At 34.7% G+C, this 24,227-nt stretch carries 24 protein-coding genes; 9 read left to right on the top strand and 15 right to left on the bottom strand.

Annotated elements, in window-relative coordinates:
- Nucleotides 1-114: 114 nt before the first annotated feature.
- Nucleotides 115-2,403 (top strand): 5-methyltetrahydropteroyltriglutamate--homocysteine S-methyltransferase, encoded by a 2,289-nt coding sequence (gene metE, locus AC1DKZ_RS01740; protein ID WP_002088358.1) that lies wholly within the window; start codon nt 115-117, stop codon nt 2,401-2,403.
- 41 nt (nt 2,404-2,444) lie between these two features.
- Here the strand turns inward: metE and comJ are convergent, their stop codons facing one another.
- Together comJ and nucA are read right to left on the bottom strand one after the other, a co-directional pair.
- The gene (gene comJ / locus AC1DKZ_RS01745) at nt 2,445-2,834 is read right to left on the bottom strand and encodes a competence protein ComJ (protein ID WP_002088359.1); all 390 of its coding nucleotides are present in this window, start codon (nt 2,832-2,834) and stop codon (nt 2,445-2,447) included.
- Between the two features lie 39 nt (nt 2,835-2,873).
- Nucleotides 2,874-3,308, bottom strand: coding sequence for a DNA-entry nuclease (gene nucA, locus AC1DKZ_RS01750; protein WP_002014817.1), 435 nt, complete (start codon nt 3,306-3,308; stop codon nt 2,874-2,876).
- A 236-nt stretch (nt 3,309-3,544) separates the two neighbouring features.
- Here nucA and AC1DKZ_RS01755 point away from each other — a divergent pair, with 236 nt between their 5' ends.
- Complete coding sequence (locus AC1DKZ_RS01755; RefSeq protein WP_002014816.1) at nt 3,545-4,288, top strand: DUF3967 domain-containing protein; 744 nt, start codon at nt 3,545-3,547, stop codon at nt 4,286-4,288.
- Nucleotides 4,289-4,347: 59 nt separating this feature from the next.
- Here the strand turns inward: AC1DKZ_RS01755 and AC1DKZ_RS01760 are convergent, their stop codons facing one another.
- Nucleotides 4,348-5,622 (bottom strand): sensor histidine kinase, encoded by a 1,275-nt coding sequence (locus AC1DKZ_RS01760; RefSeq protein WP_002014814.1) that lies wholly within the window; start codon nt 5,620-5,622, stop codon nt 4,348-4,350.
- A gap of 309 nt (nt 5,623-5,931) precedes the next feature.
- Between AC1DKZ_RS01760 and AC1DKZ_RS01765 the strand changes: the two genes are divergently transcribed.
- A complete protein-coding gene (locus AC1DKZ_RS01765; protein WP_000929276.1) occupies nt 5,932-6,132 on the top strand; it encodes a hypothetical protein in 201 nt (66 codons plus the stop codon).
- A gap of 234 nt (nt 6,133-6,366) precedes the next feature.
- Nucleotides 6,367-7,530 carry an aminotransferase A gene (locus tag AC1DKZ_RS01770; RefSeq protein WP_219303456.1) on the top strand — a complete coding sequence of 388 codons (1,164 nt, stop codon included), beginning with the start codon at nt 6,367-6,369 and terminating at the stop codon, nt 7,528-7,530.
- A 4-nt stretch (nt 7,531-7,534) separates the two neighbouring features.
- On the opposite strand, the gene malR is transcribed toward AC1DKZ_RS01770, so the two are convergent.
- From malR to AC1DKZ_RS01790, 4 genes are all read right to left on the bottom strand, one after another.
- Nucleotides 7,535-8,566 carry a maltose operon transcriptional repressor MalR gene (gene malR / locus AC1DKZ_RS01775; RefSeq protein ID WP_002014809.1) on the bottom strand — a complete coding sequence of 344 codons (1,032 nt, stop codon included), beginning with the start codon at nt 8,564-8,566 and terminating at the stop codon, nt 7,535-7,537.
- 282 nt (nt 8,567-8,848) lie between these two features.
- Nucleotides 8,849-9,691 carry a maltosaccharide ABC transporter permease MalD gene (gene malD / locus AC1DKZ_RS01780; RefSeq protein ID WP_476995577.1) on the bottom strand — a complete coding sequence of 281 codons (843 nt, stop codon included), beginning with the start codon at nt 9,689-9,691 and terminating at the stop codon, nt 8,849-8,851.
- Nucleotides 9,692-10,993: a maltosaccharide ABC transporter permease MalC gene (malC, locus tag AC1DKZ_RS01785; RefSeq protein ID WP_113937166.1), complete on the bottom strand. Its 1,302-nt coding sequence runs from the start codon at nt 10,991-10,993 to the stop codon at nt 9,692-9,694.
- A 64-nt stretch (nt 10,994-11,057) separates the two neighbouring features.
- Nucleotides 11,058-12,317 carry an extracellular solute-binding protein gene (locus AC1DKZ_RS01790; RefSeq protein WP_113937165.1) on the bottom strand — a complete coding sequence of 420 codons (1,260 nt, stop codon included), beginning with the start codon at nt 12,315-12,317 and terminating at the stop codon, nt 11,058-11,060.
- Between the two features lie 325 nt (nt 12,318-12,642).
- Between AC1DKZ_RS01790 and AC1DKZ_RS01795 the strand changes: the two genes are divergently transcribed.
- Nucleotides 12,643-14,403, top strand: coding sequence for an alpha-glycosidase (locus tag AC1DKZ_RS01795; RefSeq protein ID WP_242307832.1), 1,761 nt, complete (start codon nt 12,643-12,645; stop codon nt 14,401-14,403).
- A gap of 38 nt (nt 14,404-14,441) precedes the next feature.
- On the opposite strand, the gene malL is transcribed toward AC1DKZ_RS01795, so the two are convergent.
- On the bottom strand, nt 14,442-16,118 hold the full coding sequence (gene malL, locus AC1DKZ_RS01800) for an oligo-1,6-glucosidase (RefSeq protein ID WP_431181638.1): 1,677 nt from the start codon (nt 16,116-16,118) through the stop codon (nt 14,442-14,444).
- Nucleotides 16,119-16,395: 277 nt separating this feature from the next.
- Between malL and AC1DKZ_RS01805 the strand changes: the two genes are divergently transcribed.
- Complete coding sequence (locus tag AC1DKZ_RS01805; protein WP_113937162.1) at nt 16,396-17,496, top strand: ABC transporter ATP-binding protein; 1,101 nt, start codon at nt 16,396-16,398, stop codon at nt 17,494-17,496.
- Nucleotides 17,497-17,722: 226 nt separating this feature from the next.
- On the opposite strand, the gene AC1DKZ_RS01810 is transcribed toward AC1DKZ_RS01805, so the two are convergent.
- From AC1DKZ_RS01810 to AC1DKZ_RS01820, 3 genes are all read right to left on the bottom strand, one after another.
- Nucleotides 17,723-18,232, bottom strand: a complete 510-nt coding sequence (locus AC1DKZ_RS01810) for an SDR family NAD(P)-dependent oxidoreductase (protein WP_476995578.1) — start codon at nt 18,230-18,232, stop codon at nt 17,723-17,725.
- Nucleotides 18,233-18,275: 43 nt separating this feature from the next.
- On the bottom strand, nt 18,276-18,395 hold the full coding sequence (locus AC1DKZ_RS01815) for a hypothetical protein (protein ID WP_002138151.1): 120 nt from the start codon (nt 18,393-18,395) through the stop codon (nt 18,276-18,278).
- Between the two features lie 297 nt (nt 18,396-18,692).
- Complete coding sequence (locus tag AC1DKZ_RS01820; RefSeq protein WP_002014800.1) at nt 18,693-19,148, bottom strand: RDD family protein; 456 nt, start codon at nt 19,146-19,148, stop codon at nt 18,693-18,695.
- 131 nt (nt 19,149-19,279) lie between these two features.
- Here AC1DKZ_RS01820 and AC1DKZ_RS01825 point away from each other — a divergent pair, with 131 nt between their 5' ends.
- Nucleotides 19,280-19,711 (top strand): DUF3997 domain-containing protein, encoded by a 432-nt coding sequence (locus AC1DKZ_RS01825; protein ID WP_002033805.1) that lies wholly within the window; start codon nt 19,280-19,282, stop codon nt 19,709-19,711.
- Between the two features lie 44 nt (nt 19,712-19,755).
- Here the strand turns inward: AC1DKZ_RS01825 and AC1DKZ_RS01830 are convergent, their stop codons facing one another.
- Both AC1DKZ_RS01830 and AC1DKZ_RS01835 read right to left on the bottom strand, forming a co-directional pair.
- Nucleotides 19,756-20,514, bottom strand: coding sequence for a hypothetical protein (locus tag AC1DKZ_RS01830; RefSeq protein WP_002066932.1), 759 nt, complete (start codon nt 20,512-20,514; stop codon nt 19,756-19,758).
- A 36-nt stretch (nt 20,515-20,550) separates the two neighbouring features.
- Nucleotides 20,551-21,279 carry a DUF4184 family protein gene (locus tag AC1DKZ_RS01835; RefSeq protein ID WP_476995579.1) on the bottom strand — a complete coding sequence of 243 codons (729 nt, stop codon included), beginning with the start codon at nt 21,277-21,279 and terminating at the stop codon, nt 20,551-20,553.
- A 147-nt stretch (nt 21,280-21,426) separates the two neighbouring features.
- On the opposite strand from AC1DKZ_RS01835, the gene AC1DKZ_RS01840 reads away from it, so the two are divergent.
- Together AC1DKZ_RS01840 and AC1DKZ_RS01845 are read left to right on the top strand one after the other, a co-directional pair.
- On the top strand, nt 21,427-21,696 hold the full coding sequence (locus AC1DKZ_RS01840; RefSeq protein WP_242246960.1) for a hypothetical protein: 270 nt from the start codon (nt 21,427-21,429) through the stop codon (nt 21,694-21,696).
- 10 nt (nt 21,697-21,706) lie between these two features.
- Nucleotides 21,707-22,432: an AAA family ATPase gene (locus AC1DKZ_RS01845; protein ID WP_002190550.1), complete on the top strand. Its 726-nt coding sequence runs from the start codon at nt 21,707-21,709 to the stop codon at nt 22,430-22,432.
- A gap of 29 nt (nt 22,433-22,461) precedes the next feature.
- Here the strand turns inward: AC1DKZ_RS01845 and AC1DKZ_RS01850 are convergent, their stop codons facing one another.
- Entirely contained in the window at nt 22,462-23,637 is a 1,176-nt protein-coding gene (locus AC1DKZ_RS01850) for an acetyl-CoA C-acetyltransferase (protein WP_002128911.1), read from the bottom strand.
- A 139-nt stretch (nt 23,638-23,776) separates the two neighbouring features.
- On the bottom strand, nt 23,777-24,226 hold the full coding sequence (locus AC1DKZ_RS01855) for an NUDIX hydrolase (RefSeq protein WP_033708394.1): 450 nt from the start codon (nt 24,224-24,226) through the stop codon (nt 23,777-23,779).
- Nucleotide 24,227: the final 1 nt, after the last annotated feature.

Here is a 24,227-nt window from a genome sequence, read left to right on the forward strand (position 1 = left end):
GATGAGGTGTTAAGAACAAAAAGGAAGGCTTATTTTTCTATGCCTTTATGCTTTTTGTTATAGGTATTTCCGAGTAAACGGAAATGCTTACTTTCAATTAGGGAGGAATTTAAAATGGCAATTCAAACAAGTAACTTAGGTTATCCACGTATCGGACTACAACGAGAGTGGAAAAAAACATTGGAAGCTTTTTGGTCCAATAAAATTGATGAAGAACAATTTTCAACGACAATGAAAGAAATTCGCCTTCAACACGTCAAAGTACAGCAAGAAAAGGGAATTGAATTAATTCCAGTTGGCGATTTTACATATTATGACCACGTTCTGGATACGGCCTACATGTTAGGATTCATCCCGTCACGTTTTTCAGAGTTTACCTCTTACCTCGATGTATATTTTGCAATGGCACGCGGCTCTAAAGATCACGTTGCTTCTGAAATGACAAAATGGTTTAACACAAACTATCATTACATTGTTCCTGAATATGAAGAAGGATTACAAATCTCTTTAAAAGACAATCGTCCTCTTCGTTTATATGAAGAAGCGAAAAAAGAGTTAGGCGTTGATGGAAAACCAGTTATTTTAGGCCCTTATACATTCCTAAAACTAGCAAAAGGTTATAACGAAGAGCAATTTGCCACTATTTTAAAAGAGCTAGTTGCACCTTATGTACAATTATTCTCTGAATTACACGCAGCTGGAGCACAAATTATTCAAGTTGACGAACCAATCTTCGCATCTTTAACAAAAGATGAAATTAATCAAGCGAAAGAACTTTACGAAGCTATTCATAAAGAGGTTCCAAATGCTAATCTTCTTCTACAAACATATTTTGATAGTGTAGAAGAGAACTATGAAGAAATTATTGCATTCCCTGTTTCTGGTATTGGATTAGACTTTGTTCATGGCAAAGAAGGTAATGTAAATGCTATTTCAAAATACGGATTCCCAGCTGATAAAATTTTAGCTATCGGTTGTATAGATGGCCGTAACATTTGGAGAGCTGATCTTGATGATGTACTTTCTTTATTTACAACATTACAAAATCAAATCACAGCAAAAGGTTTAATTGTTCAACCTTCTTGTAGCTTATTGCATACTCCAATTGATAAAACGGAAGAAACGCACTTAACAAGTGAATTATTTGATGCACTTGCATTTGCTAATCAAAAATTAGAAGAACTAGTCCTTATCCATTCTGCTCTTACTAAAGGTGTAGAAAGCATCAGTAGCGATTTAACAACATATCGTAATGCACATCATGCAATCCGCTCATCAGCTGCACGTAATCGTGAAGATGTAAAAGTGGCACGTACATCACTTAAAGAAGATGATTTCTCACGTCCTCTTCCATTTGAAAAACGATATGAACTACAGCAAGTAGCTTTACAATTACCGTTGTTACCAACAACAACTATTGGTAGCTTCCCGCAAACATCTGAAGTTCGTCAAACACGTAAACAGTGGCGTAACGGCGATATTACAAATGAACAATATAATCAATTCATTGAAAAAGAAACTGCAAAGTGGATTCGTTACCAAGAAGATATTGGTCTTGATGTACTAGTACATGGTGAATTCGAAAGAACCGACATGGTGGAATATTTTGGAGAAAGACTTGCTGGTTTCTCCTTTACTAAAAACGGATGGGTACAATCATACGGTTCTCGTTGCGTAAAACCACCTGTTATTTATGGTGATGTTGCCTTTATAAGTGGAATGACTATTAAAGAAACTGTATATGCACAAAGCTTAACAGAGAAAGTAGTAAAAGGTATGCTAACTGGACCTGTCACTATTTTAAATTGGTCATTCGTTCGAAATGATATTTCAAGAAAAGAAGTTTCATATCAAATTGCATTAGCACTTCGTCATGAAATTGAATTACTTGAATCTTCCGGAATTAGAGTAATCCAAGTCGATGAACCTGCACTTCGTGAAGGTATGCCGTTAAAAGAAAAAGATTGGGATGCATACATTACATGGGCAGTTCAATCTTTCCTTTTAGCAACATCTTCTGTAGAAAATGAAACACAAATTCATACTCATATGTGTTATAGTAACTTCGAAGATATTGTAGATGCAATCCGAGCGTTAGACGCAGATGTTATTTCTATCGAAACATCAAGAAGTCATGGAGAATTTATTAATACATTAAAGCATACAACATATGAAAAAGGAATTGGTCTAGGGGTATATGATATTCATAGCCCACGTGTCCCAAGTAAAGATGAAATGTTCACAATCGTAGAACAATCTTTACAAGTATGTGACCCTAAATATTTCTGGATTAATCCAGACTGTGGTTTAAAAACACGAAGAACTGAGGAAGTTATACCTGCTTTAGAGCACATGGTTCAGGCAGCAAAAGACGCTCGTTCTCTCCTAAAAACAAACGCATAATAAAAAAACGTGTTATCCTTCAAAAAGGATAACACGTTTTTTTATTCTACACTCTCAAAATAGAAGTCGTATTGTACTTTATACAATTCATCGTCTGATGGCTCTTCAAGAGGAGTTGCCTGCAAGACTATCATATATTCCCCATTCGGAATAGGAATATGATATTTATTAGAAAGAATACTTGTTATATATACTTCTTCATTCTTCACTGTGAAAGGAACTGATATCGTTCTAACCACTTCTTCTTTCTCAATATGATTTCCACAAGTAACTTCCACTTCACAAGTATAGTCAGAGATTGCTTCAAAAATAATAGCTCCATCCACCTCAGCATAGCCTCTTTCAAAATCTTCAGGAGTCCAATCTACATAAGGCTGCTGACCATCATAGTTCATTATCATTAATTGCGAATATGAAATTGTTAATTCCATAACTATCCCTCTCCTCCACTATGAAATGTATGCCAATTACTATTTCACTTCAAATTTCACACGCGTACCATCTGGATATTTGTCTAGCTTATTCCCTACCCAAGAACCTGCACCGCGGTTATCTGCTGGACTTATATATTCAATATGAGCTCCTTTTCCGCCTTCCTTACACATCGCCATCGGCCATTCATCACGATCATAACCTTTCTTCGTCGGATATGGCGCTAACGATAATTTCCTTCTATCCGCTGCACCATTACGATCAATTGTACACATTTCCGAATGTCCTTCTTTTATAGCATCCGTTATATGTTTCCCGGTCTCTGGATATCGTTCTTTCGGGAACTCTAGAATTTGATCATACGTAGTTGTTTTTTTAGTACTTGTCTCCTCTGGCACAAGTACTTCATATACCGCTACCAAAAGAGAAAGAATTGCAATAATTGAAATGATAATACCTTTAAATTGCTTCATGTGTACCTCCGTGTTCCTACCAATTTCTTTTCCTCAGTTATTATAACAAACTTCTTCTATGTATGTTTTCAGACATTATTTTAGCTCTTCCTCTCCATTCCGCCAAAAACATTCATTTTTCTTCATCTTTTCACTAATGCTGTAGAAAACTAATAACCTTCCGACATTCTTTTTCAAAGGAAGTCCTCATAAAAGGTTGAAATGATATATACGATACTTTTTGGGGAGGAACTATCATGGAAGCTATTTATAAAACGAAAGATGTTACAAATAAAACAGGTATCCCAAAACATATAGTCCGAAAATATAGCCAACTCTTAGAGGAACACGGTTATATCATTTCAAAAACAGCTGATGCTCGTATTTATAAATTGGATGATTTAAAACTATTGAAATCTATACATGAAAGAGCTGCTACATTACAAGAGGACATTTCAGAAACAATACCTATTATTTTAAAAGAAAAAGAAGCCCCACCTGTACCTGTTATTCAAGATAAACAAGAAGTGCAACCAAAAGAAGATGGGCGTAACTTTGAGGAGTTCATGCTAAAACTTGAAATGCTTGCTCAATTAAATGAAGCAATTATTCATCAAAACTCTACTCTCATTACACAAAATCGTTTAAAAGACGAGAAATTAGATGAACTAATGCAACAAGTTTATGTAAAAGAAGGCTCACAAGAAAAAATGTTACAAGATCTAGTTGTTCACGCCGCTCAAACAGATGCACTCCAAAAAGAAAAGATGGACTTATTAATGAATCATATGTATAAGCGAGAATCCAAACAAGAAGAAAAAATGAATAAACTTGTCAATCAAATTTACAATAAAGACAGCAACCGTGATACACAACTTATGCAAGTTATTCGTGAAATTCAAGAAACAAAAAGATTAGTCGCCGCCTCAAAAGAGCAAAGCTTCTTTCAATCATTTAAAAGTTTATTCGTTCGAACAAAACAAGAAAAAATAAATGAATGAACTTTTGTATCTTTTTCTAATGCACGATAAAATAAAAAGTTACCTTCTATCGGTAACTTTTATTCCTTATATCGTACAGCTGGCAATATAATAATAGCTTCAGTTCCTTTTCCGCTTTCACTTTTATATTCCAATGTACCATTATGCGCTTGTAAAATACTAAATGTTACCATAAGGCCTAATCCTGTTCCTTTTTCTTTTAAAGAATAATACGGTTGTCCAAGCCTTACTAACTGTTCTTTTGTCATTCCAACACCACTATCTTTAACTCTTATTATTATCAATTCATCTTTTTGAATAGCTGTTACTTTTAAATACCCTTTGTTTCCTTGAATTGCTTCAATACCGTTTTTAACAACATTCATAATAGCTTGCTTCAATTTCGTCTTATCACCGATAGTATAAAGGCTCTCAGAAATCTCAACTTGCAAATAAACGCCCTGCATCGCTGCAAATGATGACATAAGAGTTGTCATTTCAATTAATTGTGCTGATAAACAAATATGTTCTTTTTTTTCAATTTGAGGCCTTGCTAAATTTAAATAATCTGAAATAATCTGTTCAGCACGATCCAGCTCAGCTAATACGAGACGCATATAATCTTTGTTTTTTACGTCTTCCGTACTCTCTAACAATTGAATAAACCCTCGTACAACAGTGAGAGGGTTTCGAACTTCATGTGCGACACTTGCAGCTAACTCACTTACAATATTAAGTTTTTCTGATTTTTGCATTTCTGTACGCAATAATGCATTTTCGTTTAAATACTCAGTCAAATACACTTGAAATACCATTGTCATAACCATAATAAGTGATGCAAATATATACCCACTATATAGATTAGATATGTACGGTGTAAAACCTGTTTCTAAAAGGACATTCAACATCCCGACTACTAATGAAACAAGAACATAAAATGATGCAATCATAAAAGCTAATATTAGCTTCTTATCTCTTGAAAAAAGAGACCATTTCTTTGACAAAAATAATGGAATTATCGAAAGAAATATAACTTCTACCATAGGCAACCAACTAAGCCCCTTAAAAATCCATTCATATGCAACATAAATAATGGCAGGGATGAGCCCAACAATCCCACCATATAAAAAACCACTAACAATTGGGACTGGATGAAAATTGTATCCGCAAACGGTACCAAAACAAATAGAGTATGTCATGGAGAGAACGAGTGTAACGCTAGATAAAAACATAATAAAGTAGCGATTAGGCTTCGGAAGCATTCCTTGATAACGATTTAAACGAATCGCTTCATATAAAAATAGTGGTAAAATAATGATGGCAATTTGGATCATTAAATCACGAATCAGCTCCATAGCCTCTCATCCCCTATATGTATTTTGATATGATTATATCATTTTATAAGTCTATTTGTTTCAAAATTTTGATTTTTCTTAACATCTTTGTTAATTATTTGTTAACAACTAATAATAAATGTTACAAATTTCCGAAATGATTGTAAACCCTGTACCAAATTTCCTTCGTGCAGTATACAATGAATACGGATTACAAAGAAAATAAAAAACACTTCACTAGACGGACAACTATCGCAAAATACAGCATATAATCCATACTATCTATGTTTACAAATAAGTGATCATTACTTTAGTAGGAGGAAGATAAATATGGCGGGTACTACGCTTGTTTTAAAAGAAGAAAATTTGGTTGTGCTAGAAAACGTTGAAAAATCAGTATACGAAGAATTGCAACATAAAGCAGGGGACGAAGACTGTACATGTGCTGTAAATGAATCCGTTGTCCATCTTGGCAAAGTATCTTCCGTACTTTGGAACGAAGATGAAATAGATTGGGAATACGGTTATTAAAAAGTCGCTTGCAGCGGCTTTTTTTGTGTTTATGCTTAAGTGAAACTTTAATTAACTCACACAGCTTATACTCTTATAGACCTTTGAACCCTCACATAATTTCTTACTTCCACTGAATTTTAAGATACGATTCTTATCTTTCACAAATAGCGGGGGAAATTTTATAAACAAAGCGTAATAGTTGAAAATATGATAAAATGGACTTAATTTTCAAACGGAAGAAAGGGAGATACAATGGAACAATTCATTAATCCTAGAGTGAAGGACATCCAAATTTCTGGAATCCGTCAGTTCTCTAATATGATTCAAAACTATGATAATCTTATCTCTTTAACAATTGGGCAACCCGATTTCCCTACACCTTCTCTAGTAAAAGAAGCAGCTAAACGGGCCATTACAGAAAATTATACAAGCTATACACATAACGCTGGTTTACTAGAATTACGCAAGGCAGCTTGTAACTTTGTAAAGGACAACTACAATTTACATTATTCACCTGAAAACGAAACCATTGTTACAATCGGTGCTAGTGAAGCGATCGATGTTGCATTCCGAACTATTTTAGAACCAGGAACGGAAGTAATTTTACCTGCTCCTATTTACCCTGGTTACGAGCCGATTATTCGACTATGTGGTGCAACTCCTATTTTTATAGATGTTCGCGAAACTGGATTTCGTTTAACAGCTGAAGCATTGCAACATGCAATTACAGAACGAACAAGATGCGTCGTTTTACCGTATCCTTCTAATCCAACTGGTGTTACCTTATCAAAAGAAGAATTAGAAGATATTGTATCTATCTTAAAAGATAAAAATATTTTCGTTCTTTCTGATGAAATTTATAGTGAACTTGTATATGAAGAAAAACACACATCTATCGCTCATTTCCCAGAAATGCGTGATAAGACGATTGTCATTAACGGCTTATCAAAATCACATTCTATGACCGGCTGGCGTATCGGACTTTTATTTGCTCCAGAATATTTAGCAAAACACATATTAAAAGTTCATCAATACAATGTTACATGTGCTACTTCAATCGCTCAGTATGCTGCAATCGAAGCTTTAACAGCTGCTAAAGATGCCCCGAAGATGATGCGCTATCAATACAAAAAACGCCGTGATTACGTGTATAATAGACTCATTCAAATGGGTTTAACGGTTGAGAAGCCAACAGGTGCATTTTATTTATTCCCATATGTTGGACATTTAACATCTTCATCATTTGATTTTGCACTTGATCTTGTAAAAGAAGCTGGGCTAGCCGTTGTTCCTGGAACCGCATTTTCCGAATACGGTGAAGGCTACCTTCGCCTTTCCTATGCTTACAGTATCGAAACTTTAAAAGAAGGCTGTGACCGTTTAGAAGCCTTTCTAAAGAAAAAAGCTAAGAGTTAAACTCTTAGCTTTTTGTTGCATAATGATCACAAGTTTGACGCTTCAATAATTTATGCGGAATAATAATGCATTTTGAAGTAGATTCAGAATGCTCCACCTTATCAACTAAAGCTTTTGCCGCTTCATACCCTAATTGATAAATATTCACATCAACTGTCGAAAGTGGTGGACTAGCAATTTCTGATAATAAAGCATTGTTAAAGCTTACAATCGAAACATCTTTCGGTACAACAAATCCTTTTTTAGAAAGCGCACTTAACACGCCAAGTCCAATTAAATCATCCGTTGCCATAATTGCCGTCGGTGGTTGCTTTAGTCCCATTAATTCCTCAACAGCCTGTTGACCACTCTCTCTTGAAAAATCAAAGTGTAAAATATACTCTTTCGGCAATAGAATATCTGCTAGTTTCAAAGCATCACTCATCCCCGCCAAACGATCTCTCGTTACAAGTAAATCTGATCCACCGCCGATGAATGCGATTTGTTTATGGCCTAATGAAATCAAATATTCCGCTACTTCTCTTGCAGCTGTATAATTGTCATTATCTACATATGTAATTTCATCTTTTCGATCATATGGTTTTCCAATTAAAACAAACGGGAAGTTTTGGTCATGCAAGTATTGAATAATCCGATCGTTCTCTCTTGAATATAAAAGAATAATACCACCGATTTGACGCCCTTGTACCATTTTTACAACACCATTAAAAATTTCATCTTCCGTTTCACCAGTCGACATATAAAGCGCATACCCTTCCACATGTGCAAATGAACTAATTCCTCTTATAACTTCTGGGAAAAACGGATTTTGAAAAGCTTTACTTGCAGAACTCGGCATAACAAGACCAAGTGTCTTCGTCGTTTGGTTCGCAAGGTTTCTTGCATTTAAATTTGGATGATACCCTAATTCACTCATTACTTTTCGAACACGGCGCTTTGTCTTTTCACTTATACTTGGATTATCAGCAATTACACGAGAAACAGTTGATGGTGCTACGTTCGCCTTCTTCGCCACATCTTTAATTGTAACTGTCATAAAAATCCCCTCCTTTCACTTCTCTGCCATTTTCATATATTTTATCTTGCACCCGTTGCAAGTCATAGGAGAAGTCATAAACTGTCATTTATTTATTCTATCTTGCAAAACTTATCATATTCTCCCTCTCCATGTATTGTAAGGGATATAGCTCTTTTTTCCTATACTATAATATACTATTTATTTCACTTCTTTTCATATGCGATGTCAAATCTCTTTTCATCTCTCTATAATTTTTTTATAGAGAGATGAAAAGAAAAATGGGACATAATGTCCCATTTCTCATCCTTTCGTACCTCCAGCTGTTAAACCAGAAATAAAGTATTTTTGTAGTGATAAGAATAAAATCGAAATCGGGATTGCAATTAATACTGAACCCGCTGCAAACGTCGTAAATTCATTACCAAATTTTTTCGCTACCATTTCATATAATCCAACTGCTAAAGTGTAATTTTCCGGCGTGCGTAAAATAATACTTGCTAAAATGAAATCTGTAAATGGACCGATGAAAGTGAATAATGCTACAACCGCTACGATTGGCTTTGCAAGCGGCATAATGATTTGCCAAAAAATACGGAAGTGTCCTGCTCCATCCATGCGGGCTGACTCATCCAACTCTTTCGGAATCGTATCAAAATACCCTTTCATAAGCCAAGTATTCATTGGAATTGCTCCACCTACATAAATTAAAWTTAATGCAAGATGTGTATCAATTAATCCTGTTAACTGCGCTAATACATATAGTGCGATTAACGCTGCAAAGTTCGGAATCATTTGTAGAATTAAAAATGTTAATAAACCATTTTTTCTTCCGACAAAACGATATCTCGAAAATGCATAAGCAGTAAAGCTAATTGCTAACACCGAAAAAATCATCGTCATAACACTAACTTTTAACGTATTTTTATACCAAAGTAAGTAATTACTTGAATCAAGATCAAGTAGCTTACGATAATGATCTAACGTAGCATTTTTTGGAATAATGCTAGAACCAGACAAACTATCTCCTGGATTAAACGATGAACCAATAATCCATAGTAATGGATAGAAAATAATCGCACACATTATGAAGATAACCAAATAACTTAATGAAAGACGTAACATCTTTTGTCGTTTAATATTCATTTACATCATATCCTCTTCTTGGAATGATTTTGTTCTCTTAAATTGCCATAACGCAACTGTAATAACGATTAACGATAAAATCATTGTAAGAGCTGCTGCTTTTCCGTACTGCGCTGAAGTCATCGTTAACTTATAAATCCATGAAATTAAAATATCCGTTCCACCTGCATCTTGCCCCGCTACAGCAGGACCTCCGCCGTTAAATAGATAAATGATACTAAAGTTATTAAAGTTAAACGTATATTGTGTAATTAAAATTGGTGCTGTTGCGTATAAAACAAGTGGCAATGTAATTTTGCGGAACTGTTGCCAAGCAGTTGCTCCATCTACTGTAGCAGCTTCATATAATTCTCCTGGAATCGATTGCAATATACCTGTTGTCATTGCAAAGACGAATGGGAAACCGAGCCACGTTTGGATCATAATTAAAGCAATCTTCGCCCAAAACGGATCTGTCATCCAAGCAATCTTTTCAATCCCGAATAAAGCTAATACTTGATTATTAATTGCTCCAAATGTTTCATTAAACATACCCGAGAAGACAAGAATAGATACGAATGCTGGAACAGCCCACGGTAAAATGAAGATTGTTCGAATAATTGCCTTACCTTTAATACCAGGCTGATTTACGATAATTGCTAAGAAAATACCAAGTGCAACTTGTAATGTTGTTGCAACAAATGTCCAAATGACAGTCCAAGAAAATACACTTAAAAATGTCTCTCTCCACATTGGTAATGTGAAAATATCAATAAAGTTTTTAAAGCCCACCCAATCTACTAATTTAGCTGGAGGAGAGTGATATAAGTCATAATTCGTAAATCCAATTAAAATTACAAAAATGATTGGAAATACAACTACAAAGATAAGTAATAGAAATCCTGGTGAAACCATTAAATATGGAAAACCTTGATCTAATAAGTTACGGTATTGCTCTTTTACTGAGTTTAATGGTGTTCCTATATCACGTTTCTTCCCATTTTGGTATGCATCATATAAGTTAAATCCATATATTCCTAGTCCAAACACTATGACGATAAGTGCCAAAATTCCTTCTACTAATAGAAAGACAGAATGGTCACGTGGAACTTCTGTACCGAGTGTTACAATTCCCCATAATCCCATATTTAATAAATCAGCAAATGCTACAATAAATGAACCTGTTAATACTAGAAAAATAAGGCCTTTTACAAATTGTTTATTATACATTTGGCCTATGCCTGGAATGATTGATAACATGGTTGCCATTTTCCTATGTTTTGAACCTTTTAAGCCGTTTGCTGGTTCCATAGATGTTTGCATGTTCCTTCCCCCTTTTTTCTGGGAGAGAATTCGTGCCTCTTATAGTAGAGGCACGAATTTCACCTTATTTTTTCTTACTATGATTTGCCTCAATATTTCCTTTAATTTGTTTCACTGCACTATCAAGAGCGGATTTTGGTGCCTCTTTATCTGTAACAACTAACTGAAGCGCGTCTCCAGCTGGTTTCCATACTTCTTGCATTTCTGGAATATTCGGCATTGGAATTCCATTTTCTGATTGAGTTGCAACTGCTTTTGCAGCTTCATTATCTTTAATAATTGGATCTTCCATTACTGATTTTACTGGAGGAATCTCTTTTGTCTTCTCAAATCTAATTTTTGCGTTTTCTTCATTTGTTACCCACTCAGTGAATTTTGTAGCTAAATCATTTTGTTTAGAGAAGCTTGTTACATGCCATCCTTTTACCCCAACAAATGTTTTCATCGGTTGACCATTTGGTAATTTTGGCATTGGAGCAACACCATAATCAATTCCGTTCTTTTCCATCGCTTGGAACGCCCACGGTCCGTTCATAATAGATGCTGCTTTTCCTTCATTGAATAATCCATCAGCAGCAGGGCCACCAGACTCACCGATAATACCTTTCGGGAATAACTTTTCTTTGTACCATTTTTGAAGATATTCAGCCCCTTGTACTGCTCCGCTATTATTTAATCCAACATCACTTGCATTTGGCTTTCCGTCTTTCTCACCAAATACATATCCGCCCATACCTGCCATAAACGCGTTAGCAAAGTAGAAGTTATCTCCTAATGTTAAAAATCCGTACTTGCCATCCTTCGTAAAGTCTTTTGAGAAGTTAAATAGCTCGTCCATCGTTTCTGGAGCTTTTTGCATTAATTTTTTATTGTAAATAAAAATTGGTGTTTCAATTGCTTTTGGTAAACCATATAATTTCCCGTTGTATGTTTGTGCCTTTATTGATAAGTCAGTAAATTTACTCTTCACAGCATCATCTGCTTTTACTTCAGAAAGTAAGCCTTCTGTTACTGCATTTCCGATTTGATCGTGTGGCAATGTTACAACATCTGGTCCCGTCCCCGCTGGTCCATCAAGACGTAACTTTTTCACTTGATCTGTCATTTGCATTTCAACAACTTTAACTTTTACTTTATATTTTTCCTCAAAGCTTTTCACTGCTGGTTCTAAACCAACACCTTTTTTATCATCTTCCCAAACGAGAAGATCATAATCTTTCTTCTCTTTACTTGCTTCTTTTTTCCCTGAATCTTTCGGTCCACATGCAGATAACATACCGATTGACAATGCTGAAATCGTTAATAGTGATAATGCTTTCTTCATCCCAAAAAACCTCCCTAAATTGTCTATGTACTCCAGAAGTTGAAAACGTTTGCATTGAATGGTTTAATAGAAGCGCAAACAATATCTCAATCTATGAAAACGTTTGCGCTATTTGTCTATCATTATACATTCTTTTATTCATTTTGCAAATATTAATTTTCAAAATAATCTCCTCATACTCTTTATTCATTGACTTTACATAAAATGAATACTACTCTTATAAGCAATATTAAAGTTATGTTAAAGGAAATCGTTTGCAACATAATCTTTATTATTTCATTTTAGGTAACAATATATATAGAGATATTAAAGGGGGATTTTCTATATGCTTAAAGAAGCGATCTATCATAGGCCAAAAGATAATTATGCATACGCTTACAACGAAAAAATAATTCACATCCGAATACACACAAAAAGAGATGATGTTCACAGCGCCGCCCTCATCTACGGTGATCCGTATGAATGGCAAGATGGGAAATGGATTACTGCGAGTACACCTATGAAAAAAACCGGATCTACTGATTTATTTGATTATTGGTCGGTTTCAATCGAGCCGAAATTTAAACGCTTACGATATGGATTCGAATTAAAAAACGACGTAGACACTCTTATTTATACAGAAAGAGGATTTTTTTCTAACATTCCAAATGACGATGTCGGTAACTTTTTCTGCTTTCCATTCATTCATGCAAAAGACGTTTTCAGAGCACCATCCTGGATTAAAGACACAGTATGGTATCAAATTTTCCCGGAACGATTCGCTAACGGGGATAACACATTAAATCCGGCAAACACCCTACCTTGGGGAAGTACCGAACCAACTCCAACTAATTTTTTCGGCGGAGATTTTGCTGGTATTATTCAAAACCTTGATTACCTTGTGAAGCTTGGAATTTCCGGAATATATTTCACTCCTATTTTCAAAGCTCATTCGAATCATAAATATGACACAATTGATTACATGGAAATCGACCCACAATTTGGGACGAAAGAAACTTTCAAAGAACTCGTTCAGGCGTGTCATAAACATGGTATAAAAGTAATGCTCGACGCTGTTTTTAATCATAGCGGGTACTTCTTTGATAAATTTCAAGACGTGCTGGAACAAGGTGAAAATTCCGCCTATAAAGATTGGTTCCATATTCATGAATTTCCAATTATAACCGAGCCACTTCCTAACTATGATACTTTCGCATTTACACCATATATGCCTAAATTAAATACGGCACATCCAGATGTAAAAGAATATTTACTTGAAGTAGGTCGTTATTGGGTAAGGGAATTCCATATAGATGGTTGGCGCCTTGATGTAGCAAATGAAGTCGATCACAGTTTTTGGAGAGAATTCCGAAGTGAAATAAAAGCATTGAATCCTGAAGTATATATTTTAGGCGAAATTTGGCACGATGCACTCCCATGGCTACAAGGTGATCAATTTGATGCTGTAATGAGCTATCCGGTTACAAACGCTCTACTTTCTTACTTTGCTAACGAGTCCATTAATTCAAGTGAATTTATGAAACAAATTACAGATTCTCTACATTCCTACTCTATGAATGTAAATGAAGCAGCATTTCATTTATTAGACAGTCATGACACACCTAGAATTTTAGCAACATGTAATGGGGATAAAAATAAGTTAAAGTTACTCTATGTATTTCACCTTTCTTTCATCGGTTCTCCTTGTATTTATTACGGCGATGAAATCGGTATGGATGGTGGAATGGACCCTGGCTGTCGCAAATGCATGATATGGGATGAAAAAGAACAGGATACTCTTTTATTTACACATATACAAACATTAATTTCATTACGGAAACAACATAAAGCATTTGGAGGAAACGGTATTTTTCAATTCATTGAGGCAAATGATGAACATAATTATATTTCTTATACAAAAACATATGAAGATGAAACTATCTTTTTCGTTTTAAATCCTACTAACAGTGAAGTTACAACTTCACTCCCTCTTCATATTACCAGGAAGAAAATAATTAACATTTATACAAACGAAGAATTTTCAGCGGAAGCAAGTGTATTACAAGTTACACTTCCACCGTATGGATTCTCTATTTTAAAATGGTAATAGTAAAAGCCTTATGCCAGGGTGGCATAAGGCTTTTCTTATTTCAATTTAAATACCATTGCTTCATACGGTCGTAATGTAATGTTTTCTATCAATACATTTTCTACATCATAATTGTGTATTAATAATTCTGCTTCACTATAAATAATGTCCTCAGGCAATTCAAATACACATTCCTCTGCAGTAAAGTTTGCAATCACCAGAAGCTTTTCTTCTCCATATGTTCTTACATAAGCAAAAATAGAAGGGTTATTTTCTAGTATTAAATCATATGTTCCATACACAACTATTTCATTGTTTTTACGTAACTCAATCAATTTTTTATAGTAATAAAAAATTGATTCTTCGTCTTGGATCGCCTGTTTCACATTAATCTCTTTGTAGTTAGGATTTACCGCAATCCAAGGCTCACCCGTTGTGAATCCAGCATGTTCTCTATCATCCCACTGCATCGGAGTTCTAGCATTATCTCGGCCCTTTATATATATAGACTGCATCACTTTATCTATATCTTCGCCGCGCTCTATAACTTTTTCTTTATACATATTTAGTGTTTCAATATCTCGGTATTCATCAATTGATTCAAACCGAACATTGGTCATTCCGATTTCTTCTCCTTGATAAATATATGGTGTCCCTTTCATCATATGTAGTACTGTCGCTAACATTTTCGCTGATTCAGTATGATAAGCTCCATCATTACCAAAACGAGATACAACGCGAGGCTGGTCATGGTTATTCCAATAAAGGCTATTCCATCCTGTTTGTTCTAATGCTTTTTGCCACTTTGTTAAATTTTGTTTCAAAGTAAGAAGTGAGCATGGTTTTACATCCCATTTCCCGCCTTCTCCGGAATCTAAATCCATATGTTCAAATTGGAATACCATTTGCAGTTCTTTTCTAGCTTCCCCTGTATACAATTTAGCCTCTTCTGTCGTTACACCAGGCATTTCCCCAACCGTCATAATGTCATACTGAGACAATACGTCTTCATTCATTTCATGCAAATACTTATGAATATTCGGACCGTTCATAAAATGTTTATGCCCTGAAACATATCCTTCTTCATCCGTTTCAACAGATGGTAGGCCATCTTCTTTAGAAATAAAATTAATAACATCCATACGGAACCCATCAATTCCTTTTTCTAACCAAAACTTCATCATGTCATAAACATCTTGTCTTACCTTTTCATTATCCCAGTTTAAATCTGGCTGTTTTTTAGAAAACAGATGCAAATAATATTCATCTGTCATTTCATCATATTGCCATGCAGAGCCACTAAATGCTGCTCCCCAGTTATTCGGCTCTTTCCCTTCATTTCCAGGACGCCATATATAATAGTCTCTATATTTATTTTCTTTCGATTTACATGATTCAATAAACCAATTATGTTCATCTGAAGTATGATTAACAACTAAGTCCATCATAAGTTTCATATTACGTTTATGCATTTCATGTAATAGTTCATCCCAATCTTCCATTGTTCCGAACTCATTCATAATTTTACAATAATCACTTATATCGTAACCATTATCATCGTTTGGAGATTCATAGACTGGTGATAACCAAATTACATCAATACCTAATTCTTTTAAGTAATCTAGCTTCGCAAGAATACCACGAAGATCACCTATACCATCACCGTTACTATCCATAAAACTACGAGGATAAATTTGATATACTACACTTTCTTTCCACCATTGTTTTTCCATTATGCTACCCCATTTCATCTATACTATTGATTCTTTTTTCTTTTTTTAAGGCGCAAACGTTTTCATTACTGAATGATAACAGATTCTATCCAAATTTAAAATAGCGCTTACAATATTTATTTTCTTTTTCTAATAAAACATGTGGAACTTATTATATATTCATAGGAATAATGAAAACGTTTTATTTTTTTATAGTGTTTTTATTTCTTTTTTGAATCTATTCGTTTATAATAAATTCAAAGAAAACGTTTGCATAAACTTTCTAGGGGGAAATATCATGGCAGAACTTAAATTAGAAAATATTTATAAAATATATGATAATAACGTAACAGCCGTAACAGATTTTAATTTACACATTCAAGATAAAGAATTTATCGTATTCGTTGGTCCTTCTGGCTGCGGAAAATCTACAACACTACGAATGGTAGCTGGGCTTGAAGATATTTCAAAAGGAGAATTTTCAATTGATGGTAAGCTAATGAACGATGTTCCTCCAAAAGATCGAGATATCGCAATGGTCTTCCAAAACTACGCTCTTTATCCACATATGAGTGTGTATGATAATATGGCATTTGGATTAAAACTTCGAAAAATACCAAAAGATGAAATCGACCGTCGAGTGAAACATGCAGCTCAAATTTTAGGGCTTGAACAATATTTAGATAGAAAACCGAAAGCTTTATCAGGTGGACAACGTCAACGTGTTGCATTAGGTAGAGCAATTGTTCGAGACGCAAAAGTCTTCTTAATGGATGAACCATTATCAAACTTAGACGCTAAACTACGTGTTGCAATGCGATCAGAAATTTCTAAATTACACCACCGCCTTGGCACAACGACAATTTATGTAACACATGATCAAACTGAGGCAATGACAATGGCTTCACGCCTTGTTGTTATGAAAGACGGCAAAATCCAACAAATTGGAACTCCAAAAGAAGTATATGAAACACCTGAAAATATTTTCGTTGGTGGTTTTATCGGTTCACCCGCAATGAATTTCTTCCGTGGAAAATTAACTGAAACCGATTTCGTTATAGACAGTTCACTAAAGTTTAAAGTATCTGAAGGAAAAATGAAGTTATTACGCGAACAAGGCTATGTAAATAAAGAAATTGTTTTAGGTATTCGTCCAGAAGATATTCATGATGAACTATTATTTTTAGAAGCTTCACAATCTACTACTTTCACAACGAAAATTGAAGTTGCAGAGTTGTTAGGGGCTGAATCCATTTTATATATGAAACTTGGAGATCAAGATTTTGCAGCACGTGTTGATGCAAGACATGCATTTTCACCTGGAGATCAAATTAAACTAGCATTTGATATGAATAAAGCGCATTTCTTTGATAGTCAAACTGAACAACGTATTCGCTAAGTATACATGCAAATACAACACTTTCTTTTTTAGGTAGAAAAGAGAACCTAGCCATGCATAGAAACGGTCAGATCCTCTTCCTACCCCGTGCCAAATTAAAACAAAAAAATAGTGGGTACGAAATCACTTGTATTCTGTATAGTTGCTACTTATACGATAAGAAATTAGAATGGCTGAAAATACACACAAAAAAACCGTCCACATATTTTGAGGGCGGTTTTCATTATTATACGAGGGCTTCTACTTTATGAAATGATTGTCCTTTCGTGCCAATAATACCGAAAATCGGTAAGTCACTCAGCACCACTTCTTCTTGCTGTTTCATAAAAGATGACGTTAATTGTTTTATCTCTATCCAAACGTCATTAATACAAAGTACATTGGAATCGTTCTCTTGTTGGCGAGAAAAAATAGAATCTATTTTATATAAACCAGCATTTTGAAAAAGCATATCAATGCGACTAAATGCATTCAAAGTAATACTGATAACGCGTTGCCAATCTCCTTGCTTTTCCATATCATAGGATACAAAAAGTGCTTCTCCGCCTAGATTCGTAATTTCCTCCACTGTTGCTTGTCCACTTTCTTGATCAATGTCCGTCACAATTACTTTTGCGCCTTGTTTAGCCAACAAAAGAGCTGTATTACGTCCAATACCGATGCCACCGCCAGTTACGATAGCAACTTTCCCTGCAAGCTTCATTTTCATTACCCCTTCTATAAGTCTTACCGTCATTCAGTATACTCTTTTATTATATTAGTCCGCAAGCAGGAAAAGTTTACTCCACAACTTGTAAGCGATTACTTTTCTGTTTCTTTTTTTTCTTACTATTATATTGATCGAAGGTTAAACCAATAAAAATAAGAATCCCCCAAAATATTAAGCTACCTCCAGTCATTCTAAATCCCCCTTTGTTATATAACGATATTATTTATATCCATTATACCATTCTCTTAATTTTCAATCTATTTAAAACGAAAATAGGATGTTTGAATTAGCTACAGCTTCTTTAAACATCCATCAATAATATGGAGGGTATTATATAGGAAATATCCGCCCTATATCAATTCCATTTATCTAATTTTCCAAAAAAAAGATAATGATGAAATTTTTCACGAAATTAAAAATAAGACTTTTTATATACAAACGATAAAAAGTCTTATTTCATTAGTAGCACGTATAATCTAAATATTAATTATACAAGACTCATCACTTTCGTCTTTGCAATTAAATCATGGAAGCCACAATTATCTTTGCGGAATAACATCATATATACATTGCATATTAATGGAACTCCAAGTAATAATATGCTTGGTAATAATAATACCAAAAATCGTATTATTAATGTTTGTAACGTTAGTTTTTCACTTGTTAACGAGATTATTTTTGTTCTTGTTACCTTTTTACCAAGTGTAGAACCGTTCCAAAGAAAAGGTAACACAATAAAATTTATAGCCATTAATACGAAAACAAGTGTAAGGTCATATCTATAGTCACCTAAACTTATATTAAAACGATTGAAAATAGCACTATAGTTTCCGGTAATAATAGCTACTACTGCACCGTACGTAACCGAGATTAAAAACATGTCAATAAGGGAAGCACCTATGCGATTCATTACAAGCGCTGGACGATGCATCTTTAACTTCATTTTGTGTCGACTCCTTCATATCCTTCTTTACCCGTCTCATCGTACCACTTCTAAAAAACATTGTAAACTGGCGTTTCGCTTACTTTTCTTGTACAATGTGTTACAACAGCACTGTAAAGGAGGTTCCCATATTGAAAAGATGGATAATCCTATTTGCCGCACTCTTATTAACAGGTTGTACAGGCAATACAAACCATTTGACCTATACAATTAACGATGAATATGAACTCATACATACTTCTGGAGATGCATTTGAGCTTTTCCCATCGCAGGATGCTGTATATGCTACACAATACATCCCTGCAAAAATTACAGAAATTGCTTGGGACGATAAATACATTATCACAAAGCAAATTGAGGAAAAATCAGATCCAAATAATCCTGACGCAGCAATTACAAATAAAAAAAGTGAACATTATTGGATCATCGATGTAAAGCATAATAAACGATTTGGTCCTTATAATGAAAAACAATTTAACGAGCAAAAAGATGCTTTTAAAATTACAGTGCCTTTTCAAAGTGTAGATTCATATGTGAAAGAGCTAAAAAAACAGTCAGCATAACTTTTTATGCTGACTGTTTTTGCTTAAATTATTATAAAGACACTTTATTTAGAGAGTGAAATATTAAAAGTTTGCGGTTCTTTAACAGCTTCATTTGTGTCTCCTGCTGCTAAATCATCTGTCGTAAACTTAATATCCTTTACTTTTTCTTTTCCATCATCAAGTATTAAACCGATAATTCCTTCTCGTGTCTCACCAGGCCTATAATCTTCCCTTGAAACACTCTTTGTACCAACGAGCGTATCTTCATCATATAAAAAGTTTTGAGTCGCTACATTAAAATGTTGTTTGTCATTTATAGCAACATCATTCATAGAGAAAAATTGCATGTTCTTATCTCCACTATTCTCTACCTTATATGTAATTTCAACATACCGAATCGTATCGCTAATCTCTGTCCCACTTAACGATGCATATAATTCAGCATCTTCTTGACTCACTTTATCTCCCAATCTACGCTTTACTTCTTCAGGAGTTAATGCAGTATACACTTTCAATGTATTTTTTGCCTCTTTGCTCATTTGTGATAATGAGATAACTTTAACGTCTTGTACGTGAATTTTCATTGGGGCTACTTCAAATGTCTGATTCACAGAATGAATCTGTTCTAATTCAAATGTCCCCCACCCTTTTTCTTTCACTTTTTGTCCTACTTTTTTAAGCTCACGCCCACCATACTCTTTTGTTTCTGGAATAGATTCTTTCTTTTTAGGTTCTGCCTTCTTTTCTTCTTGCTGGAAGCAACCACTTAACATAAGAAGAAAACTGCATAAAACAAAAATACTTTTCCATGCTTTCATCATTTAATTTCTCCTAACACTATCATTCATTAATATAAATTAGTCCCTTGATTTGTAAACTATAGAAACAATAAGAAGTCCACAAAACGAACTTGTCAGTCCAGATACTATTATACCTCCTATTTGGAAAATATGAAAATAGGGGTCTAATAACGCGTGAACGATAAATATAATGATCGCCACAACGATAGATGAAGCCCAATATTTCTTTTTTTCCGAAGTTAAACTAGTATCTTGATCAGTTTCCCTCCTATATTTCCATAGTACATATATTAGTAATAGTAGACCAAAACACGTACTCCCATGCTGTAAAAATTTATAAATCGGAATACTATATACTTCTTGCTGTAACAGCGGTATTTTCATAACAAAATAGCCTGTCTTATGAGTAAAAGCATCCCAAACGACATGCGTCACCATACCGAATAAAGCAGAATAGCAAAATACAAAGAAGTTCTTCCAAGTATATAGCCCCCACTTCGCATCTACTACATATTTATAGTAATTAGCAAAAGGCTTAGGTAAATGTGTTATAAACGGTCCTTTTAAAATACGATGATATGCATATGCTAATAAAAAAACGAGTGGTAAATTCAAATAGAAGAAACCAGCCCATGTATGGCCAATAATACCGTATGGCCTAAAATATAAAAAATATTCAAAATCAGGTGCCATACTACCCAATATAAGAGCCGTCACCGAAATATAACTAGAATGTTTCTTAGCAAAAGGGAGCACAGCTGCTGGATGTGCAAATGTAAACGGCATATTTTAACTCCTTTTCATATTTCCAATAGAATACATATTATCATAACGATATGAACAATCTCTATGCAATATTTATTTTCACATTGGAATATGATAGTTTAAATGTTATAATCCACATAAAATATTCAGAAAATAGGAGGAGTTCACGTGTCGTTAACACTTGTATTTTTTCTTGTTCTGTCTACCTTGTTTTTAAGTACATACATCGGCTTCTTTCTATGGAAGCACTTGAAAATTATAAAATATATGCCTGCTCTCTTTGGCTTTATGAGCGTTCTTTTCATTTTCATATGGAAGAGAATGACTTTCAGCTGGGAAGGGCTTGGTTTTGGCGCACTTCAATATACAATATTACTAGCAAGTTGTATTACACTTGTATTCGCTGCTTTTTTAGAAACAAAATCCGTTATGAATTGAGGTTTATATATTGATTGAAACACCCTTTTTAAAAAGCGTCTCATTACAAAAAGAAAATATCCCTAGCTTTTCCGCATATCCATACTGCTTACCGGCTATACGAACATTACAATCACTCCTTTTCCATCCGAATGTAACATTCATCATTGGAGAAAACGGAACGGGTAAATCAACATTACTCGAAGCGATTGCAGTTGCTTTAGGTTTTAATGCAGAAGGTGGAACGAAGAACTTCCGTTTCAACACGTACGATTCACATTCGTCTTTACATGAATACATTCGAATTTCAAAAAGTTTCAATACACCAAAAGACGGTTTCTTTCTTCGCGCTGAATCATTTTATAACGTTGCTTCTTATATCGATGAAATAGATGCTATAAAATCTTATGGCGGCGTTTCACTTCACGAACAATCACACGGCGAATCCTTCTTCTCATTATTTATGAATCGTTTTTCAGGACAAGGTTTATACATTTTAGATGAGCCTGAGGCAGCTTTATCCCCAATGAGACAACTTTCAATGCTCATTCGCATGCACGAACTAGCTGAACAAGGTTCACAATTTGTTATCGCAACGCATTCTCCCATTTTAATGGCTTATCCTGAATCTACTATATACTCTTTAACTCAAGAAGGGATTCACGAATCGACATTAGAAGAAACGGAGCATTACCAAACGACGAAACTTTTCTTTGAAAATCGCGATCGATTATTTCATCACTTATTTGAGTCATAAAAAAAGAGGCAGCAATCGCTGCCTCTTTTTTATAATGCTTCTATAAATAAAGCTACTCCAATACCGCCTCCAACGCATAGAGAGGCAATACCTTTTTCTAATCCACGTCGTTTTAATTCGTGAATTAAACTTACCGTAATACGAGCTCCTGTACAACCGATTGGATGTCCAAGTCCTACACCACTACCGTTTACATTCACTTTCTCACGGTCTAACCCTAACTCTTTCTCTACAGCTAGGTATTGTGCAGCGAAAGCTTCATTAATTTCAAGTAAATCTGCATCTTCTAATGACCAATCTACTTTTTCTAACCCTTTGCGAATTGCTGGTGCTGGTCCAATACCCATAATTTTCGGATCTACACCTGCTACTGAATATCCAACAATTCGAGCTAACGGTTGTAAGCCTTTTTCTTTCGCCTTTTCTTCACTCATTAATACTAAAACGGCACTTCCGTCATTAAGACCAGATGAATTCCCTGCAGTTACTGATCCATCTTTACGGAAAGCTGGTTTTAATCCTGCTAATTTTTCAGCTGTAATATCTGCACGTGGATGTTCATCCTTTGCAAATACAACTTCTTTTCTACGTTCTTTTATTGTAATAGGAACAATTTGGTCGTCAAAGTATCCAGACTCCATCGCTTGCAGCGCTAATGTATGACTACGAAGCGCAACTTCATCTTGTTCCTCTCTTGTAATTTCATATTGTTCAACTAAATTTTCCGCTGTTTCACCCATCATAATATGGTGAATCGGATCTTCTAAAACTTCCCACACCGTATCACGAATTTCTCCGTGCTGTAGACGTTGTCCCCAGCGGTGTTGTTTTAATGCATAAGGGCTCGAGCTCATTGCTTCTACTCCACCTGCAACAACAATATCACTTACACCTAATTGGATTTGCATTGCAGCAGACATAATTGCTTGCATACCTGAAGAACATTGACGTTGAATTGTATAACCAGTAACTGTGTCAGGAAATCCTGCCGCTAATGCAGCTGTTCTTGCTGTATTTGCTTCATCAGTTCTTTGAATACAATGACCTAAAATTACTTCATCAACTTCATGTGGCTCTACTCCGCCTCTTTTTACAGCTTCCTGAAGTACAGGAACAGCTAATTCTACTGGTGTTATATTTTTTAGTGCTCCTCCGAAAGTTCCAATAGGTGAACGAACTGCAGCTGTAATGACAACATTATGCATTTTGTACTTGCCCCTCTCTTATGTACCCTAGTAAGTTTTTAGGTGAAATCCCATAAGTTGTATGTCTAAAATTATCATACTATAAACATACCAAAAAATCAAAATATTTAATATAATAAAAATAGAAGGAATTAACCTTCTATTCTGTCAATGCGTATAAGAATTTTTGTAATATCTTCTCTGTCGTTTCATTCAATTTTGGTAACTTATCTACTGGAAAATATTGAAGTTGTAACCCTTCATGATCGAGCTTTAATTCTCCGCTTACATGATGTGCCTGATACAGATGAATCACATTAAAAATTTCATCTCCATTTGGATAACGGAAATAAACTTCCTTTCCTGAAAGAACGCCAAGAAATTGCATAATTTTCGCGTTTAGTCCCGTCTCCTCGAATAATTCTCTACGAGCAGTTTCTTCTGTCGTTTCTCCCAGTTCCATTGCCCCACCAGGTACGCCCCAATCATATGTATCTGAACGATATTGAAGCAATACTTCTTGATTATCATTTAATATAATAATTGCTGATCCTACTAAAATAAGTGGTCTCGTACCAACTACTTTGCGTAACTCTTCAATATACCCCAAT

The organism is Bacillus sp. 05T21, assembly GCF_056396785.1.

Excerpts from the sequence above, each read along its gene's own strand:
- nucA (WP_002014817.1), bottom strand. The coding sequence starts at position 3,308 with ATGAAGCAATTTAAAGGTATTATCATTTCAATTATTGCAATTCTTTCT.
- comJ (WP_002088359.1), bottom strand. The coding sequence starts at position 2,834 with ATGGAATTAACAATTTCATATTCGCAATTAATGATAATGAACTATGAT.
- AC1DKZ_RS01810 (WP_476995578.1), bottom strand. The coding sequence starts at position 18,232 with ATGACGGTAAGACTTATAGAAGGGGTAATGAAAATGAAGCTTGCAGGG.
- malC (WP_113937166.1), bottom strand. The coding sequence starts at position 10,993 with ATGCAAACATCTATGGAACCAGCAAACGGCTTAAAAGGTTCAAAACAT.
- AC1DKZ_RS01820 (WP_002014800.1), bottom strand. The coding sequence starts at position 19,148 with ATGAAGTTAAAGATGCATCGTCCAGCGCTTGTAATGAATCGCATAGGT.
- AC1DKZ_RS01755 (WP_002014816.1), top strand. The coding sequence starts at position 3,545 with ATGGAAGCTATTTATAAAACGAAAGATGTTACAAATAAAACAGGTATC.
- AC1DKZ_RS01790 (WP_113937165.1), bottom strand. The coding sequence starts at position 12,317 with ATGAAGAAAGCATTATCACTATTAACGATTTCAGCATTGTCAATCGGT.
- AC1DKZ_RS01805 (WP_113937162.1), top strand. The coding sequence starts at position 16,396 with ATGGCAGAACTTAAATTAGAAAATATTTATAAAATATATGATAATAAC.
- AC1DKZ_RS01795 (WP_242307832.1), top strand. The coding sequence starts at position 12,643 with ATGCTTAAAGAAGCGATCTATCATAGGCCAAAAGATAATTATGCATAC.
- metE (WP_002088358.1), top strand. The coding sequence starts at position 115 with ATGGCAATTCAAACAAGTAACTTAGGTTATCCACGTATCGGACTACAA.
- AC1DKZ_RS01760 (WP_002014814.1), bottom strand. The coding sequence starts at position 5,622 with ATGGAGCTGATTCGTGATTTAATGATCCAAATTGCCATCATTATTTTA.
- AC1DKZ_RS01850 (WP_002128911.1), bottom strand. The coding sequence starts at position 23,637 with ATGCATAATGTTGTCATTACAGCTGCAGTTCGTTCACCTATTGGAACT.
- malL (WP_431181638.1), bottom strand. The coding sequence starts at position 16,118 with ATGGAAAAACAATGGTGGAAAGAAAGTGTAGTATATCAAATTTATCCT.
- AC1DKZ_RS01765 (WP_000929276.1), top strand. The coding sequence starts at position 5,932 with ATGGCGGGTACTACGCTTGTTTTAAAAGAAGAAAATTTGGTTGTGCTA.
- AC1DKZ_RS01815 (WP_002138151.1), bottom strand. The coding sequence starts at position 18,395 with ATGACTGGAGGTAGCTTAATATTTTGGGGGATTCTTATTTTTATTGGT.
- AC1DKZ_RS01830 (WP_002066932.1), bottom strand. The coding sequence starts at position 20,514 with ATGATGAAAGCATGGAAAAGTATTTTTGTTTTATGCAGTTTTCTTCTT.
- malR (WP_002014809.1), bottom strand. The coding sequence starts at position 8,566 with ATGACAGTTACAATTAAAGATGTGGCGAAGAAGGCGAACGTAGCACCA.
- AC1DKZ_RS01835 (WP_476995579.1), bottom strand. The coding sequence starts at position 21,279 with ATGCCGTTTACATTTGCACATCCAGCAGCTGTGCTCCCTTTTGCTAAG.
- AC1DKZ_RS01770 (WP_219303456.1), top strand. The coding sequence starts at position 6,367 with ATGGAACAATTCATTAATCCTAGAGTGAAGGACATCCAAATTTCTGGA.